Source organism: Gimibacter soli, from assembly GCF_028463845.1.
Taxonomy (GTDB): Bacteria; Pseudomonadota; Alphaproteobacteria; order Sphingomonadales; family Kordiimonadaceae; genus Gimibacter; species Gimibacter soli.
This window is the reverse complement of sequence record NZ_CP116805.1, coordinates 852,370-867,597: the sequence shown is the minus strand read 5'-3', so window position 1 is coordinate 867,597 and position 15,228 is coordinate 852,370. Positions and strand designations below refer to the sequence as shown.

Below are 15,228 nucleotides of genomic sequence, written 5' to 3'. Positions count from 1 at the left end.
GCCTTATTCCTCGTGCGGGCGTCCGAAATCGGGCGCCGCACTATCCTGCCCGGCATCGATGATGCGGCGGCGGATTTCGCGGGTGCGGGTGAAAAGCTCGAAAAGCGCATCGCCGTCGCCCCAGCGGATCGCCCGTTGCAGGGCTGTCAGGTCTTCGGTGAAGCGGCCAAGCATTTCAAGCACGGCTTCCTTGTTGTTCAGGAACACGTCCCGCCACATGGTCGGGTCCGATGCCGCGATCCGGGTGAAATCCCGGAAGCCGCCTGCCGAATATTTGATGACCTCGGAATCGGTCACCGTTTCAAGGTCCGAGGCCGTGCCCACGATATTGTAGGCAATCAGGTGCGGCACGTGGCTGGTGATGGCAAGCACCAGATCATGGTGCGCAGCGTCCATCATCTCGACCTCGGCGCCGATGGCGGCCCAGAAGCCTTTGAGTTTCGCAACAGCCGCGGCATCCCCGCCTTCAGGCGGGGTGAGGATGCACCAGCGGCCATCAAAGAGGCTCGCGAAGCCGGCACCGGGGCCTGATTTCTCGGTTCCCGCAACCGGGTGGCCGGGGATGATATGGGCGTGGGCCGGCAGCGTGGCGGAGAGCGCCTTCAGGACACTCGCCTTCACCGAGCCGACGTCAGAGACAATGGCACCCGGCTTCAGCGTCGGGGCCATGGCTTTGCCGATCGCCTCCATCGCGCCCACAGGCACGCACAGGACCACAAGGTCCGCGTCCTTCACTGCGTCTGCCACATCGCTTTCATAAGCCTGGCCGAGGCCCAGCCGTTCGGCTTCGGCGAGCGCCGCCACGTCGCGGTCGGCGATGACGATGCGGCCCACAAGCTTGCCGCGCGCCACGGCACGGGCAAGCGACGAGCCGATCAGGCCGATGCCGACAATCGCGACGGTATCAAAGTGGCTGTCGCTCATTCAGGCGATCCGTTCAGGAACGCCCGCAGCAGTTCCACCACCGTGCGGTTCTCGTGCGGCGCGCCGATCGTCAGGCGCAGGTGATTTGGGAGGCCCATGCCGGGCAGCCAGCGCAGCAGATAGCCGCGCTCGCTCAGATATGTGTTCGCCTCGCCCGCCGTGAAGGGGCTCTCCTCGGGGAAGCCGAGCAGCAGGAAGTTTGTCTGGCTCGGCACCACATCAAGGCCAAGGGCGACGAGTTCCGCCGTCAGCTTGTCGCGCCATTCAGCGTTGTAGGCCACGGATTCGGCCAGATGCGCCTGATCCTTCACGGCTTCAACCGCCGCTACCTGCGCCGGCAGGTTGACGTTGAAGGGCATGCGGATGCGGTTGAGCGCATCAATGATCGCCGGGCCGCCGTAGCCCCAGCCAACCCTGAGGCCGGCGAGCGCATACATTTTCGAGAAGGTGCGGGTCATGATCACATTGGTCGACCGCTCCACGAGCTTGGCGCCGGCGTCGTAATCTTCAGCCGTCACGCACTCGGCGTAGGCGCTGTCCACCACCAGCACCACATGCTCGGGCAGGCCGGCGTGCAGACGCTCGATTTCCGACATCGGCAGATAGGCGCCGGTCGGGTTGTTGGGGTTGTCGACGAACACAAGCTTGGTCTTCGCCGTCACGGCTTTGAGGATGCCATCAACGTCCGCCGCCCATTTCAGGTTCGGCACGGCCACGCCGGTGGCGCCCACTGCCTTTGTCTGGATCGGATAGACCATGAAGCCATACTGGCTGAAGATCACCTCGTCGCCGGGGCCGGCGAAGGCATGGATCAGCACGGTGAGGATATCGTCCGAGCCCGCACCGCAGATGATGCGGCTGGCATCAAGGCCGTAAACACCCGCAATCGCCTCGCGCAGCTCGGTAGAGCCGCCATCGGGGTAGCGCAGCAGCTGGCTCGCCGCCGCCGTGTAGGCCGCCACGGCCTTCGGGCTCGGGCCGCTCGTGCATTCGTTGGCCGACAGCTTGACGGTTTCCTTGACGCCCTCGACCTTCGCGCGGCCGGGCACATAGGCAGCAAGGTCCATGATCCAGCTGTGGGGCTTCGGGGCGCTCATGTCGGGTCTCCTCAAGGTGTCCGGGCGTCAAAACGCCAATAGAACTAGCCGCCATACCCAGCCTTGGCAAAGACAAAGTGAAGCTCCGCGTTGACTTTTCGCCGCGCCCCCGCTTTATGGAGGCAAGCTTTCGACACCATCAAGGATACCGGCCCCGTGCGACCCGCAGCAGGCAAGACAGCGACACTCTTCAAGGACACGCCCCTCGCGCTCGATGGCGGCGCGATGCTGTCGCCTGTCACCGTGGGCTACGAGACCTACGGCACGCTCAATGGGGCGCGCTCGAACGCCATCCTCATCTGCCATGCGCTGACCGGCGACCAGTATGTGGCGAGCGACCATCCGATCACCGGCAAACCCGGCTGGTGGGAACGCATCGTCGGCCCCGGCAAACTGATCGATACCGACCGCTATTTCGTGATCTGCTCGAACGTGCTTGGCAGCTGCCTTGGCACCACCGGCCCGTGGGAAGAAAACCCGGCAACCGGCAAGCCCTGGGGCACCGATTTTCCGGTGATCACGATCCGCGACATGGTGCGCGTGCAGGCCGCCCTGCTGGATCACCTGAATGTCGAAAGCCTCATGGCCGTCATCGGTGGATCAATGGGCGGGATGCAGGTGCTGGAATGGATCGCAACCTACCCGGACCGGCTGCATGCAGCCGTGATGCTGGCAACCGCCGCCCGCCATACCGCGCAGAATATCGCCTTCCACGAGGTCGGGCGTCAGGCCATCATGGCGGACCCGAACTGGCAGGACGGCCGCTATTACGATACCGGCGCGCGGCCTGAAAAGGGCCTCGCCGTTGCGCGCATGACCGCCCATATCACCTATCTTTCGGAAGACGCACTGACCGCCAAGTTCGGCCGCAACCTGCAGGGCCGTGAGGCCGTCAGCTTCGGCTTCGATGCCGACTTCCAGGTGGAAAGCTATCTGCGCCATCAGGGTTCGACCTTCGTGGACCGGTTCGATGCCAACTCGTACCTTTATGTCACCCGCGCGCTTGATTATCTCGATATCGCGGGCCGGCATGGCGGTCGGCTTTCCGACGCCTTCAAGGGGGCATCCCATGTGCGCTGCTGCGTGATCAGCTTCACCAGCGACTGGCTGTATCCGACGATTGAAAACAAGCGCATCGTGCATGCACTGAACGCTGCCGGCGTGCCCGTCAGCTTCGCCGAGATCGAAGCGGCGCACGGGCATGACAGCTTCCTTCTCGATGTGCCGGAGATGGACCATATGCTGAAAGGCTTCATCGCCGCCGCTGCCCGCACCCGCGGCCTGACCGGGGGGACAGGCGCATGACGATCAGGAAAGACCTGCAACTGATCGCCGATCTGGTGCCTGCCAACGCGCGGGTTCTGGATGTCGGCTGCGGCGACGGCGAGCTCCTTGACTATCTGGTCAACGAGCGCGGCATCGACGGGCGCGGCATCGAGCTCAGCCAGAAGGGCGTCAATGAATGCGTCTCGCGCGGCCTGTTTGTCGTGCAGGGCGACGCCGACAATGATCTTGAGGAATATCCGGACCAGAGCTTCGATCTGGTGATCCTGTCGCGCACCCTGCAGGCGGTTCACCGCCCGCGCGAAGTGCTGCTTGATCTGTTGCGCATCGGCCGGCAAGCCATCGTCACCATCCCGAACTTCGCCCAGTGGAAGGTCCGTGCCGACCTTCTATTCCGGGGCCGGATGCCGGTCACCAAGTCCATGCCGCAAACATGGTACAATACCGACAACATCCATTTCTGCACGATCCTCGACCTCTTTGACCTCGCCGAGTCCGAAGGGTTGAAGGTGCGTTCCTTTGTGCCGCATATGCGCAACGGCCGCCGGCTCGACATGGGGCCGAAACTCGCCAACCTGATGGCCGAGCAGGCATTGTTCCTTCTGGAAAAATAAGCGATCCCGTCAGAGTGACGGGATCGACTTCGTGACGACCACGCCGTCCGTGTCGGCGGTGAGCCACATGCCGGGCTCGATGATCACGCCGCCCATGGTGATGGCTACACCGGTTTCACCGCGGCCGAGCTTTTCGGACTTTTTGGGATAAAGCCCCAGCGCCTTGATGCCGATATCGGCGGCGATCAGTTCATGGGCGTCGCGCACAAGGCCGTTGACGATGATCCCGGCCCAGCCGTTCTTCACGCCAAGCCCGGCAAGGTTCCCGCCCACAAGGGCCGACCGCAGGCTGGCGCCGCCATCCACCACCAGAACCCGGTCCTCGCCCGGTGTTTCCAGCATGGATTTGACGAAGCTGTTGTCATCAAGCGTGCGGACGGTGGCAACGGGGCCGGCGAAATCGAGCCGGCCGCCGTAATCGCTGAAAGGCAGGGCAACGACCTGAACGGCGTCGCCCATCGCATCGCACACGTCAGCCGTGGCGAGGCGCGGCACCGGCAAGAGCGGCCTTTGCTGCTGCTTGCCAGCCATGCCTCAGTCCTTCTTGTGGATGATGGGCACCAGCATGTCGCCCCAGGCGCCAGCCTCGTTGTGATAGCGCGAGGCGCGCATCAGTTCGACGGTGACACCCTGCTGGACCGCGCCGATCACCGCATCATTGAGCCGGTGCAGAGCGTTTGCCACGCGGCGGATTGCGGCTTCCTGATCGGTGCCCATGCTGGGGCCGTCATTCAGATCGTCGCTTGTCATCGTCGTCTCCTCGTCCTCTGGCGCCCGACCATCCGGGCAACCCTTCCTGTCCCGACCTTATGGGCCGCATCAGGCGCTTGCAAGAGCCTTTCGGAACTTGTGATTCCACTAAATGCCGGAGACGGCCTCAACCCCTGCCCTCACAGCCTTGCCCTTCGGCAGCGCCCCGTAAACATGCTTGCGGGCGTGTACGATCAGCGCGCCGCCAAGGTTCTTTCCCATCAGGCGAAACGGCTTTTCCCCGAGCCGCAACAGCCGACCGATGCCGGGCAAAGCAAGCGGCGGCACCATCAGCGCCGTTGTCCAGCCATCGGGCGGCAGCATGTGATCTTCCATCAGGGTATAAAGCTGCCCCTTCGAATAGGGCCGCCCATAGCCGAACGGCGTGCGGTCCAGCGCCGACCACATGCGGCGGCGGTTCGGCACCACCACCACGACCTGCCCGTTCGGCACCAGCACCCGCCATGCCTCCCGCAGAAGCTGGGTCGGCAGCTGCGCATGCTCCAGCGCATGGATCAGGATCACCATATCGGCGGACGAATCGGCAATCGGCCAGCTTTGGGTATCGACAAGCACGGTGCGGCTTTTCGCGTGGCTCGGCCAGTGGCAAACACCTTGGCGGGCCGGCATCAGGGCAACGGTCCGGGCATGATCCTCAAACCGGGCAAGGACTGGCGGCGCGAATCCGAGACCGACAACAGTACCGCCTTCCGGCACGTCCGACAGGCGGGCAATCGTATCGCCCAGCACCTGCGCAGCACTGAGGCCAAGCGGCGTGCGGTAAAACCGCGAAAGGCTGAGGACATCAGGCCGCACCATCGATCAGCCCTCCTTCAGCCAGTCGGCGAGCGGCGCCCAGAGGCCGGCCTTGGCCCGGGAGCCCACCACCATGCCCACATGCCCCGCACCCGGATCATGCGTCACCGCGTTCGGCAGGCTTTTCGCCACCGCGAGCGCGCTTTCCTGCGGCACCAGCCGGTCGGCCTTCGGGGCGGCCACGAAGACAGGCGCAGTTACCTCTGCCGGGTCCACCGGCCGGTCTGCCACCATCCAGTTGACGCGCCCCGGCGCGTTACCTTCGTACCAGGTGCCAAGGCATTCCTCGGCCACCGGGCGTGCGAGAGACGCGCCGCTGTTGGCCCATGTCTCCAGCGTCACGAAGAAGCGGGCGGCATCGCTGTCCTGATCCATCGCAGCAAACTTGCGGAACTTGTTGTCGCCAAGGGTGGGGTCAAGACTCGCGAAAAAGACCTGCAGATAATCCACGCTCACCGGCGCCTGCAGCGGCATGCCCTGCACCATGGCAGTCAGCGTCGGTGCCATGCGGCGGCCAGCGTGGGCGCGGCTCACCTCGAAATCCCAGGGCGCCGCCAGAAGCGCAAGCTTCGACAGCATCCCGCCCGCCCGCGCGGCCAGCCCCATGGCGAGCGTGCCGCCCATGCAATAGCCGATCACCGGCACCGGTCCGCCCGCCACCGCCGCCACAGTACCAAGCGCCGGCATCAGCCGCGCCATCACATAGGTGCCGGTATCGAAGCGGGTCTCGTCATCGCCCGGTTCGTTCCAGTTAACAAGGAAAGGCCGGAAGCCGCGTTCCTTCAGATAGGCCGCCATGCTGCGGCCCGGCATCAGGTCCAGCACATAATGGGGATTGATCAGGCTCGGGATCATCAGGACAGGGGTGCCGTCCCCGCCATAATCCAGAAGCTGCATGGTGCCGACTTCCGCCGCCACCGCCACGTCGCTTTCGGGCCGGTTATAGGGATGGGTGAGATAGCGGTTCACCCCTTCCAGAAACTGCGCGGTGCGGGTGGACGATTCCATGGCGACCGCCCCGACGAAGGCCGGCCAGCCACCGCTTTTCTCGACCATGGCACGCAGCGAGGCAAAACCGTCTGCGAGGCTCGGGTGGATCATCAGGGCACCTGCGGAAAGCGCACCCGCAGCGGGCGTGGCGCCGGCCCATAGCCCGAAGGCATTGGCAAGATGCAGCGGCATGGGGCGCGGCCCCCGCGACGCCCGCGCCATGATGGCTGCAAACTCAAGGCCGTCGGTCATTGCCCGCTCTCCTTCGCAGCCGCATCACCCGCAGCATCGTCATCGCGTTGCTGGTCCAGCGCGAAGGCCTTGAGATTGGCCTGCCAAAGGTCGAGGAAAAGGGTCGCCAGCACCGTTTCAGGTGCAGCTGCATCGCCCGAATGCCCTTCGTCCCTGTCGCCTTTCTTCGCCATCGCGTCCTCCGGCTAACACTATAGGAAGCCAAGCGTCTCTCCGCCACCGCGATATTTGTGCGGTCGCACAATTTTTGTTGCGGCAGTGCGGCGAAGACCGGTACACTGGCCGCAAATTAATCGGCCGGGCGCAGCATTCGCTGCAGCATCGAGCCGAAGGTACAGGAAGAGGAATGGTTATGGCACGCAAAGGGCGGCAACCGGGCGACCCGATCATTATCAAGAAATACGCGAACCGCCGGCTGTATAACACAGCGACGTCGAGCTATGTCACGCTCGATCATCTGGCCGATCTCGTGAAGGATAACGAAGAGTTTGTCGTGGTTGACGCCAAATCGGGCGAAGACATCACCCACAGCGTACTGACACAGATCATCTTCGAAAAGGAACAGAAAGACGAAAGCACCATGCTGCCGTTGCCGTTCCTGCGCCAGCTGATCTCCTTCTATGGTGATGGCCTGCAGGCTGTGGTGCCGGGCTATCTGCAACATGCCATGGAAAACCTGACCCGGAATCAGGAACAGATGCGCAAGGCCTTCAGCATCGAAGGCGGCTCCGCGAACTTCATGCCGGTTGTCGAGGAAATGACCCGCCAGAATATGGCGATGTTCCAGCAGGCGATGCGCATGTTCTCCCCCGGCGCCTATGGCACCACCGGCCCTTCGATGAAGGAAGACACCAACGCCCCTGTCCCGCCCGCCGCAGAAGAAACCGGCGAGAAGGACAAGGAACTGAAGGATCTTCAGGCCGAACTCGCTGCCCTCAAAAGCAAGGTCGACGCGCTGACCCGTTAAGGGTTATAGAAGGCCATCCGGCCCCATGGGGCCTTGTGAACCCCGGGGGCCGTGCGCGCTTATGATCGTCATCCTTCTCGCCATCTTTGTCGATCTGGTCGGCTTCGGCATGATCGTGCCGATCCTGCCGTTCCTGACGCTCGAATTCGGCGGCGATGCGCTCACCGGCACAGCCCTTCTCTCGATCTATTCGCTTTGCTCTTTCGTGATGGGCCCGGTCTGGGGGCACCTCTCGGACCGGATCGGCCGCCGCCCGGCGCTTGCCATCACTTTCTTCGGCAGCCTTTGCGCCTATGTGCTTCTGGCTTTTTCAACGAACCTCGCCATGGTTTTTGTGGCCCGCGCCCTATCGGGTGCGATGGGCGGCAACGTGGGGATTGGCTCCGCGGCCCTTGCCGATATCACGAGCCACGAGGACCGAGCCGCCGCCATGGGCAAGCTTGGCGCCGCCTTCGGGCTCGGCTTCGCCTTCGGCCCCGGCCTTGGCGGGCTTCTTTCGGGCCTTGGGGGCACCGGTTCGGTCTTCCTGCCGGCGCTGGCTGCCGCTGCCCTTTCGGGCATTGCCGGTATCCTCGCCCTTGTCGTGATGCCGGAAACGCACCCCTCCAAACGCAAGGACGCACCGGCCAAGGCTGCAGACGCCGCCCCCACGCCCAAACCGTCGCTATCAAGCATACTGAAGGGGCCGGGCTTCATCCTGCTTGTTTCCGTCTTTCTGGTGGCCTCCATGGCGCAAAGCGCCAACTTCTCGATCAGCCCCTTCTGGATGGAAGCGGCCCACGGCTGGACCCAGCGTCAGGTCGGTGGCTTCCTGATGTTCCTTGGCCTGTCGATTGCCATCTTCCAGTCGGGCACGCTTGGCCGCCTGTTCAAGCGCTACGGCGAGCGAAAGGTGGTGGAGACGGGCGCCCTGATCGCGGTGACCGGCACGCTCGTTGTGCTGATCTCCCCGCCGCATGTGATCGCCACGCTCATCGGCCTCAGCCTCATCACCTTCGGGCTCACCGTCGCTTTCCCCGGCATCAACGGCATGATCTCGCACAGCACCCCGCCCGAGGCACAGGGCACCGCGCTCGGCTTCTCGAACGGGGTCGCGGCCCTTGGCCGTGTCGCCGGGCCGCTGGCGGCAGGCCTCCTTTTCTCGGACGCGCACCCGGCACTTCCCTATGCCTTTGTGGGCCTTGCCGCCTTCACCCTCGCAGTGTGGGGCTGGCTGACCGTCAAGCGCAGTGCGCAGCGCATCGAAACGAAGGGCTAAGGGACGAAGGCGATGAATACCTGCTACCTGCATATCGGCATTTTCAAGACAGGCTCATCGGCCCTGCAGGTCTATTTCGCGCGGAACGCCGAGAAGCTTGCCGCTGCCGGCATCCGCTACCCCGATACGGGCAACCGCAAGCGCGCAGAGGCCGGCCTTATCACGTCCGGCAACGGCGTGTGGCTCGCGCGCAGCCTGCTGCCCAAAAGCAATTTCATGCAGCGCGCCGATACGCGCGACGCCCAGCTGAAGCTTTTCGCCGAGATGCTGGGTAATGGCGCAGGCCGGGACCTGCTGCTTTCAAGCGAGTTCTTCTCTGATATCGAACCCGCCGAGATGCAGCGATTGGCGGACGTCGCCGCCGCGCAAGGATACGGGCTCAAGATCCTTCTCTATGTGCGCGACCAGGCGGCCTATCTCGAATCGCTTTATGTGCAGCATGTGAAACGCCGGGCGCTGACGGCAGACCCCGAAAGCTATATCGGCGCTATCTACAAGGATTTCCTGCACCTCCATTTCGGCACCTTCGTGAAAGGCCTGCAGGCCATCGCGGGGGAAGATAATGTGCGCGTGCACCGCTATCCGGCGGACGACCTGTTTGCCACCGCCTCGGCCTACCTCGGTGTTGACCCCGCCACACTCGAGCAGCCCGCGGAGACAATCAACGCCAGCCTGCCGCACAAATATCTGCCGCTGCTGCTGCGCCTGAACCGGCTAAAGCCCCCTCAATCCTTCTCGGACCAGATCGTCGGCGCGCTTGCGGCCCTTGAGGAAGATGTCCGCCTTTCAGGCACGGCGCGCACCCTGTTGCCGCCGGCCCTGACTGCAAAAATCGCCGGTCATTTTGCCGCGGAAAACGATGCTCTCGCCCGCCAGCTTTGCATCGATGGCCCGCTCTTCCCTGCGCGGGAAAAGCCCTATATCAGCCTCGAAGAAGCCGCCGCATCGCTCGATCTCGACAGTATCACCAACCTGCTTGGTGGCCTCTTGGTGGAGCAGGAAAAGCGGCTCGACCGGATGGACCGCCAGATCAGCGCCCTCGCCGCCCGCCTACGCTGACAGCCATACCGCCTGCAGAAATTCAGCCTGCCGGTGCGGTTTCCACCCCGCAAGCCGCGACCTTGTCTTTCATGCCTTCAGCAAGTTCGCCCGAGAGGCCTTCCATCGCATACTGGAAGGCGGCAACCACGGTAGATGGCTCGTTACCGGTGATATCGGCCGTGCGGTCGAACCGGTTGCGGAAAAGCATCTCACCGGTATCAAGGTGAACGAGCGATAGCTCGAGGCCGACCACGGCCTTGTCCGGCGTGCCGCCCGCGCCCGGCACCATCTCGAAATGCCAGACGGTGATATGGGTGCGGCAGGCGGCATTGATATCAAGCCCGCCTTCGCCGATCATGCGGGCACCTGTGTGGTCTTCCAAAGCCTGAACGAGATAATAGCGCACCATGTCGCTCGCCGGTGCCGTCCAGCGACCACCCTTCAGCACGCTCTGGCTGCCGTCGGCGCCGCGCACCACAATGTCGCGCCCGCCAAGGCCTTCGGTCATCACCGGCTCGTCGACATAAATGACCGGCGCCCCTTCGGCCGCCAGCGCCCGCCCGCCGGGATAGCGCAGTCCGTATGCCGTCGCCGGTTCGCTGCCACCAAGGTTGATGAGCGGGGCGCAGGCACCCAGCGCCAGAAGGGAGACAAGCGAAAGCGTCCTGAGGCTGGTCATTGATCGTCCCCTTCCTGTTTCGGGCGATTCTTCATGTCATATTGTTCCGGACCCGGTCCGAACAGCACATCGCCGGGCCGCTGTTCGATCCGCCCGATGAGGCGCGAAAGGTTGCGGCTGGCACGGCGCAGGTCCATCACCATGCGCGATACCTCAGGCAGCGTGCCGCCCACAAACTGGGTCACGGTGCCTTCGTTGGCAGCCACAAGCCCGTCGATCCGGGCGAGCATGGCGCGTGCCGTTTCCATCGTGGCGACGGCCTCGTCGACCATCCGCTTGCCATCGGATTCAAGGAGCGCATTGCCGCTGTCCGCCAGCTTGCCAAGGTTTTCAGCCGCCACTGCCGCGGCCTGCAGCGTGGCGCGGGTATCGACCAGAAGGCCGCCGATATCCTCGCTTGCCGCGGCCACATTGCCGGAAACCTTGTTGAGGTTGGCCAGCGTGTCCCGCACGCTCGCCAGATTCTCGTCCGACAGCAGCATCTGCAGGCGCACCACGGTCATGATCGCTTCGTTGATCAGGTTCGGCGCGCTTTCGAAAAGCTCCTGAAAGGCCGACGCTTCGGACGGGATCACCGGGCGCGGCGCGCCGTCCATCGCCTCGATCACCGGGCGGCTCGGGTCCCCGCCCTTGATTTCCACATAGGCAACCCCCGTGAGCCCCTGAAACTCGAGCCGCGCGGTCGCCCCTTCATTCACCGGCACGTCACCATCGAGCCGCACCCAGACCCGCACCTTGCGGGGGTCGTTGGGCGCCAGCGTGATATCGCGCACTTCACCGACCGGGATACCGAGATAGTAAACGGTCCCGCGCTTGTAGAGGCCCGAAACCGTGCCATCGAAATAGATGTCATAATCGGTATATTCCCGGTCCAGATCCACCTTGGCGAGCCAGATGGCAAAGCCGATGAGCCCCGCGATGAAAAGGAGCACGAAGCCGCCAACCAGAACGTGGGATGCGCGTGTTTCCATAACGTCAGACTTCCTTCGCTTTGCCGGAGGTGATGCCGGCGGCACGGGCACGGGGGCCGGAGAAATAGTCCCGCACCCAGGGATGATCGAAGCGGGCGACCTCATCAAGCGTGCCGATGGTCAGCACCTTCTTCTCGGCGATCACCGCCACCCGGTCGCAGATCGTGTGCAGCGTATCAAGATCATGGGTCACGAGAAAGACGGTGAGGCCAAGGGCTGCCTTGAGGTCGAGAATGAGCTGGTCGAAAGCCGAGGCGCCGATGGGGTCAAGCCCTGCCGTCGGCTCATCGAGGAAGAGGATCGACGGATCAAGCGCCAGCGCCCGGGCAAGGGCCGCACGCTTGCGCATGCCCCCTGAAAGGTCGGACGGATATTTGCACGCCGCATCAAGCGGCAAGCCCGCCATCGAGATTTTGGAGCGGGCGATATCGTCCATCAGGTCTTCCGCCAGCCGGAAATGCTCGCGCAGCGGCACCTGCACATTCTGGGCAACGGTCAGCGAGGTGAAAAGCGCCCCGTCCTGAAAGAGCACGCCCCATTCGCGCCGGGCCGCCTGTGCCGCATCACCCACCAGCCGATGCTGGTTCACGCCGTTGATCTCGATCTCGCCGTCCATCGGCGTGATCAGTCCGATGATGGCCTTCAGAAGCACCGATTTACCAGTGCCCGAGCCACCGACCACGCCGAGGATTTCGCCGCGTTTCACGTCAAGGTCCAGATGGTCATGCACGATCTGCGGGCCGAAGCCCGTGACCAGTCCGCGCACGCGGATAGCCGGCACGTCGCTCTCCGCTTCAGGTTTTTCGATCAGGTCGGTTTCGGTTGTCATGCCCTGCCCCTCACAAATCGATAGCCGTGAAGAAAATCGAGAAAAGCGCGTCGAGGACGATCACCAGAAAGATCGATTCGACCACCGCCCGCGTGGTGTGGCGGCCCAGCGAATCGGCGCTGCCTTCAACCGTCAGCCCCTGATAGCAGCCGCTGACCACAATCACGGCGGCAAAGAAGGGCGCCTTCACAAGACCGACGATGAAATGGTCGATCGAGATCACCTCGCGGAAATAGATGAAGAAGTTGGCGGGGCTGATGCCAAGCTGCACCCATGCCATCAGCGAGCCCCCGGCAATCCCCACCATGTCGGCGTAAAAACCGAGGAGCGGCAAGGCCAGCATCAGCGCCATCAGGCGCGGCAGCACCAGCACATCGATCGGGTTCATGCCGATCGTCTTCATCGCGTCGATTTCTTCATGCAGCTGCATCGAGCCGATTTCGGCGGTGAAAGCACTGCCGGACCGACCGGCCACGATGATGGCGGTGAGGAGGATGCCAAGCTCGCGCAGGTGCGAAATGCCCAGCATGTCGACCACAAAAATATCGGCCCCGAACTTGGCCAGCTGCACCGCCCCCTGGTTGACCATCACGGCACCGATGAGGAAGGAAATAAGCCCCACAATCCCCATCGCCCGCACGCCCACCACATCGATCTGGTGAACAAGGGCCGTGACCCGAAGCCGGGAAGGATTGAGGAACAGGCCAAAGAAGCGGACAAGCACGTTGCCGATGAAGGACAGGAGGTTCGCGGTTTCGTTCGCAAGCCGCATGCTCGCGATGCCCACATCCTCCAGAAGGCGCAGGTGCCACGGCAGCATGTCGGGCGCGATGGCAACAGCCGGCTGGCGGCAGTTGATAACTTCCAGAAGCCGCTTGTGGCGCGCCGCAATGCCGGTCACCATCGCCGGTGCTTTTTCCTCCAGCGATGCGGCGAAACGGCGGATGAGGACGGCGCCGGTCGTATCCAGCGTGTCGATACCGCTGCAGTCGATCATCATCGGTCGCTCCCCGGCCTGCCGCGCGGCATAGCGGAGGGCTGCCCGCACGTGCCGGTCGATCACTTCCGCATTGGCGAGCGTCCATGCACCGTTCAGGGCGACGACACATGTCGGCCCTGCATCGCCCACGCACACGAAGGTGTCGGGCGGCGGTCCGGCATCGGCGGCCGGGCTAGTGGCATCCACTTCCGGTGCGGCGGCGATGATGATTCTCCTCGAAAGGTTTCTGCCAACGCGCCATCAGTGTGCGTGCGGCCTTTATTCCTTACCCGCAATGGACTAAAATCGGACTGCTTCACGCATCATAACGAACAATCAGAAAAATCCTATATATTCCATGACATTCGATCCAGATAACCCGCTGCACGCGATCGCCCGCTGGACGGCAGAAACGCCTGATGCCTGGTCGCCGCTCGCCCGCACCCGCGCCCGCGATGCTTTCATCGATGTGATTGCCTGCATGGTGCCCGGCGCCCACGAAGACGTGACCCGCCGCCTGATCCCCTTGGCGGCCGACTGGGGCCGCGGCGATTGCCGCACCGTCGGCTACGGGCAAGGCCTTTCGGCACCGATGGCCGCCCTTGTCGGCGGCACAGCCGCGCACGCGCTCGATTTCGATGACAATTTCGATCCCGCCAAGGCACACGCCACCGCCGTGCTGGCCCCGGCCCTTCTCGCTGTGGCCGAAGCGCGCGGCATGACGGGTGCGGCGCTCATCGACGCCTATATCGTCGGCCTGCAGATCATCGGCCGGGTGGGGCAAGGGGTGAACCCGTTCCACCGCAGCCGCGGCTGGCATGCCACCGCCACGGTCGGCGCCGTCGGGTCAGCCGCCGGGGTCGCCCGTCTGATCGGGCTTGATGCCGAGCGCGCCGCGCACGCCGTCAGCATCGCCACCAGCCTCGCCGGCGGCTTCATGAGCCAGTTCGGCACCATGACAAAGCCCCTGCACGCCGGCCTCGCAGCCCGCGGCGCCGTGGAAGCCGCCCTGATGGCAGAAGCCGGGATCACAGCGGGCGCCAACACGCTGCATGGCCCCCACGGGATGGGCGCGCTGATGGTCGGCCCCGATGTGGCTGAACTCCGCGAGCGCATGAAAAACATCGATGAATATGGCCAGAAGGTCGAATTCAGCGCCAGGGACATCGGCAATCCGCTGATGATCGAGAAATACGGCCTGAAGGTGAAGCGCTTCCCGAACTGCGGCAGCGTCCACCGCGCGCTCGATGGGCTTCTGGAACTGCGCGCCAAGCATGGCTTCGGCCCGGCGGATGTGGACCATATTCTGGTCCGCGCCCCTGCCGCGCACCTCCGCAACCTGATGTATGAGCGCCCGGTGACATCTGCCGAAGCCAAATTCAGCCTAGAGTATGGCCTCGCGGTCGGGCTTCTCACCGGGAACGCCGGTCTTGGCGATTATGAGCTTGAGGCCATCGCCCGCCCCGAGGTGACGGCCCTGTTGCCCCTCGTCCGGAAGGATTATGTCGAAAAGCTCGAATCCGAGTTTTCCACGCAGGTCCATGTAACACTCAAAGACGGCCGCACGGTATCAACTGAGGTTGATTTCCCTGTCGGCAGCACGATCCATCCGCTCACAGAAGCGCAACTATGGGACAAGTTCGATGCCTGCGTTGCAGGTTTTCTGGACGCCGACCGCCGGGACAAGGTGAAGGCCATGCTGAAAGAGATGGACAGCGACATGCCAGTGAGGGAACTTCACAAACAACTGGTTTGACCCATGAGGGGCAGGGAGAGA

Annotated in this window: 17 protein-coding genes; 6 read left to right on the top strand and 11 right to left on the bottom strand. The window is 63.8% G+C overall.

Annotation, left to right across the window (positions count from 1 at the left end; all coding sequences use genetic code 11):
* Positions 1-3: 3 nt before the first annotated feature.
* Both PH603_RS04180 and hisC read right to left on the bottom strand, forming a co-directional pair.
* Positions 4-924, bottom strand: a complete 921-nt coding sequence (locus PH603_RS04180; RefSeq protein WP_289504696.1) for a prephenate/arogenate dehydrogenase family protein — start codon at positions 922-924, stop codon at positions 4-6.
* Positions 921-2,021, bottom strand: a complete 1,101-nt coding sequence (gene hisC / locus PH603_RS04175) for a histidinol-phosphate transaminase (RefSeq protein WP_289504695.1) — start codon at positions 2,019-2,021, stop codon at positions 921-923. Before hisC ends, PH603_RS04180 begins: the two co-directional genes overlap by 4 nt.
* 156 nt (positions 2,022-2,177) lie before the next feature.
* Here hisC and metX point away from each other — a divergent pair, with 156 nt between their 5' ends.
* Both metX and metW read left to right on the top strand, forming a co-directional pair.
* On the top strand, positions 2,178-3,326 hold the full coding sequence (gene metX, locus PH603_RS04170; RefSeq protein ID WP_289504694.1) for a homoserine O-acetyltransferase MetX: 1,149 nt from the start codon (positions 2,178-2,180) through the stop codon (positions 3,324-3,326).
* Positions 3,323-3,919, top strand: a complete 597-nt coding sequence (metW, locus tag PH603_RS04165) for a methionine biosynthesis protein MetW (RefSeq protein ID WP_289504693.1) — start codon at positions 3,323-3,325, stop codon at positions 3,917-3,919. Before metX ends, metW begins: the two co-directional genes overlap by 4 nt.
* Positions 3,920-3,928: 9 nt before the next feature.
* Here metW and rraA read toward each other — a convergent pair whose 3' ends face one another.
* From rraA to PH603_RS04140, 5 genes are all read right to left on the bottom strand, one after another.
* A complete protein-coding gene (rraA, locus tag PH603_RS04160) occupies positions 3,929-4,450 on the bottom strand; it encodes a ribonuclease E activity regulator RraA (protein ID WP_289504692.1) in 522 nt (173 codons plus the stop codon).
* A 3-nt stretch (positions 4,451-4,453) separates the two neighbouring features.
* Complete coding sequence (locus PH603_RS04155; protein ID WP_289504690.1) at positions 4,454-4,669, bottom strand: SMc00767 family acetate metabolism repressor; 216 nt, start codon at positions 4,667-4,669, stop codon at positions 4,454-4,456.
* A gap of 108 nt (positions 4,670-4,777) precedes the next feature.
* Positions 4,778-5,488, bottom strand: coding sequence for a methyltransferase domain-containing protein (locus tag PH603_RS04150; RefSeq protein WP_289504689.1), 711 nt, complete (start codon positions 5,486-5,488; stop codon positions 4,778-4,780).
* A gap of 3 nt (positions 5,489-5,491) precedes the next feature.
* The gene (locus tag PH603_RS04145; RefSeq protein WP_289504688.1) at positions 5,492-6,727 is read right to left on the bottom strand and encodes an alpha/beta fold hydrolase; all 1,236 of its coding nucleotides are present in this window, start codon (positions 6,725-6,727) and stop codon (positions 5,492-5,494) included.
* Positions 6,724-6,900 (bottom strand): hypothetical protein, encoded by a 177-nt coding sequence (locus tag PH603_RS04140; protein WP_289504687.1) that lies wholly within the window; start codon positions 6,898-6,900, stop codon positions 6,724-6,726. Before PH603_RS04140 ends, PH603_RS04145 begins: the two co-directional genes overlap by 4 nt.
* 179 nt (positions 6,901-7,079) lie before the next feature.
* On the opposite strand from PH603_RS04140, the gene phaR reads away from it, so the two are divergent.
* The 3 genes from phaR to PH603_RS04125 all read left to right on the top strand — a co-directional run bounded on the left by phaR (position 7,080) and on the right by PH603_RS04125 (position 10,011).
* Entirely contained in the window at positions 7,080-7,694 is a 615-nt protein-coding gene (gene phaR, locus PH603_RS04135) for a polyhydroxyalkanoate synthesis repressor PhaR (protein ID WP_289504686.1), read from the top strand.
* 61 nt (positions 7,695-7,755) lie between these two features.
* Positions 7,756-8,952: an MFS transporter gene (locus PH603_RS04130; protein ID WP_289504685.1), complete on the top strand. Its 1,197-nt coding sequence runs from the start codon at positions 7,756-7,758 to the stop codon at positions 8,950-8,952.
* A 12-nt stretch (positions 8,953-8,964) separates the two neighbouring features.
* A complete protein-coding gene (locus PH603_RS04125) occupies positions 8,965-10,011 on the top strand; it encodes a hypothetical protein (protein ID WP_289504684.1) in 1,047 nt (348 codons plus the stop codon).
* Positions 10,012-10,033: 22 nt separating this feature from the next.
* Here the strand turns inward: PH603_RS04125 and PH603_RS04120 are convergent, their stop codons facing one another.
* Genes PH603_RS04120 through PH603_RS04105 form a run of 4 tightly spaced genes read right to left on the bottom strand, consistent with a single transcriptional unit; the run spans position 10,034 to position 13,658 of the window.
* On the bottom strand, positions 10,034-10,672 hold the full coding sequence (locus tag PH603_RS04120) for an ABC-type transport auxiliary lipoprotein family protein (protein WP_289504683.1): 639 nt from the start codon (positions 10,670-10,672) through the stop codon (positions 10,034-10,036).
* Positions 10,669-11,643, bottom strand: coding sequence for an MlaD family protein (locus PH603_RS04115; protein WP_289504682.1), 975 nt, complete (start codon positions 11,641-11,643; stop codon positions 10,669-10,671). The genes PH603_RS04120 and PH603_RS04115 overlap by 4 nt, the downstream gene beginning before the upstream one ends.
* A 4-nt stretch (positions 11,644-11,647) precedes the next feature.
* A complete protein-coding gene (locus PH603_RS04110; RefSeq protein WP_289504681.1) occupies positions 11,648-12,472 on the bottom strand; it encodes an ABC transporter ATP-binding protein in 825 nt (274 codons plus the stop codon).
* A 10-nt stretch (positions 12,473-12,482) separates the two neighbouring features.
* The gene (locus PH603_RS04105) at positions 12,483-13,658 is read right to left on the bottom strand and encodes an ABC transporter permease (protein WP_289504680.1); all 1,176 of its coding nucleotides are present in this window, start codon (positions 13,656-13,658) and stop codon (positions 12,483-12,485) included.
* A gap of 151 nt (positions 13,659-13,809) precedes the next feature.
* Between PH603_RS04105 and PH603_RS04100 the strand changes: the two genes are divergently transcribed.
* Complete coding sequence (locus tag PH603_RS04100; RefSeq protein WP_289504679.1) at positions 13,810-15,207, top strand: MmgE/PrpD family protein; 1,398 nt, start codon at positions 13,810-13,812, stop codon at positions 15,205-15,207.
* Positions 15,208-15,228 lie beyond the last annotated feature (21 nt).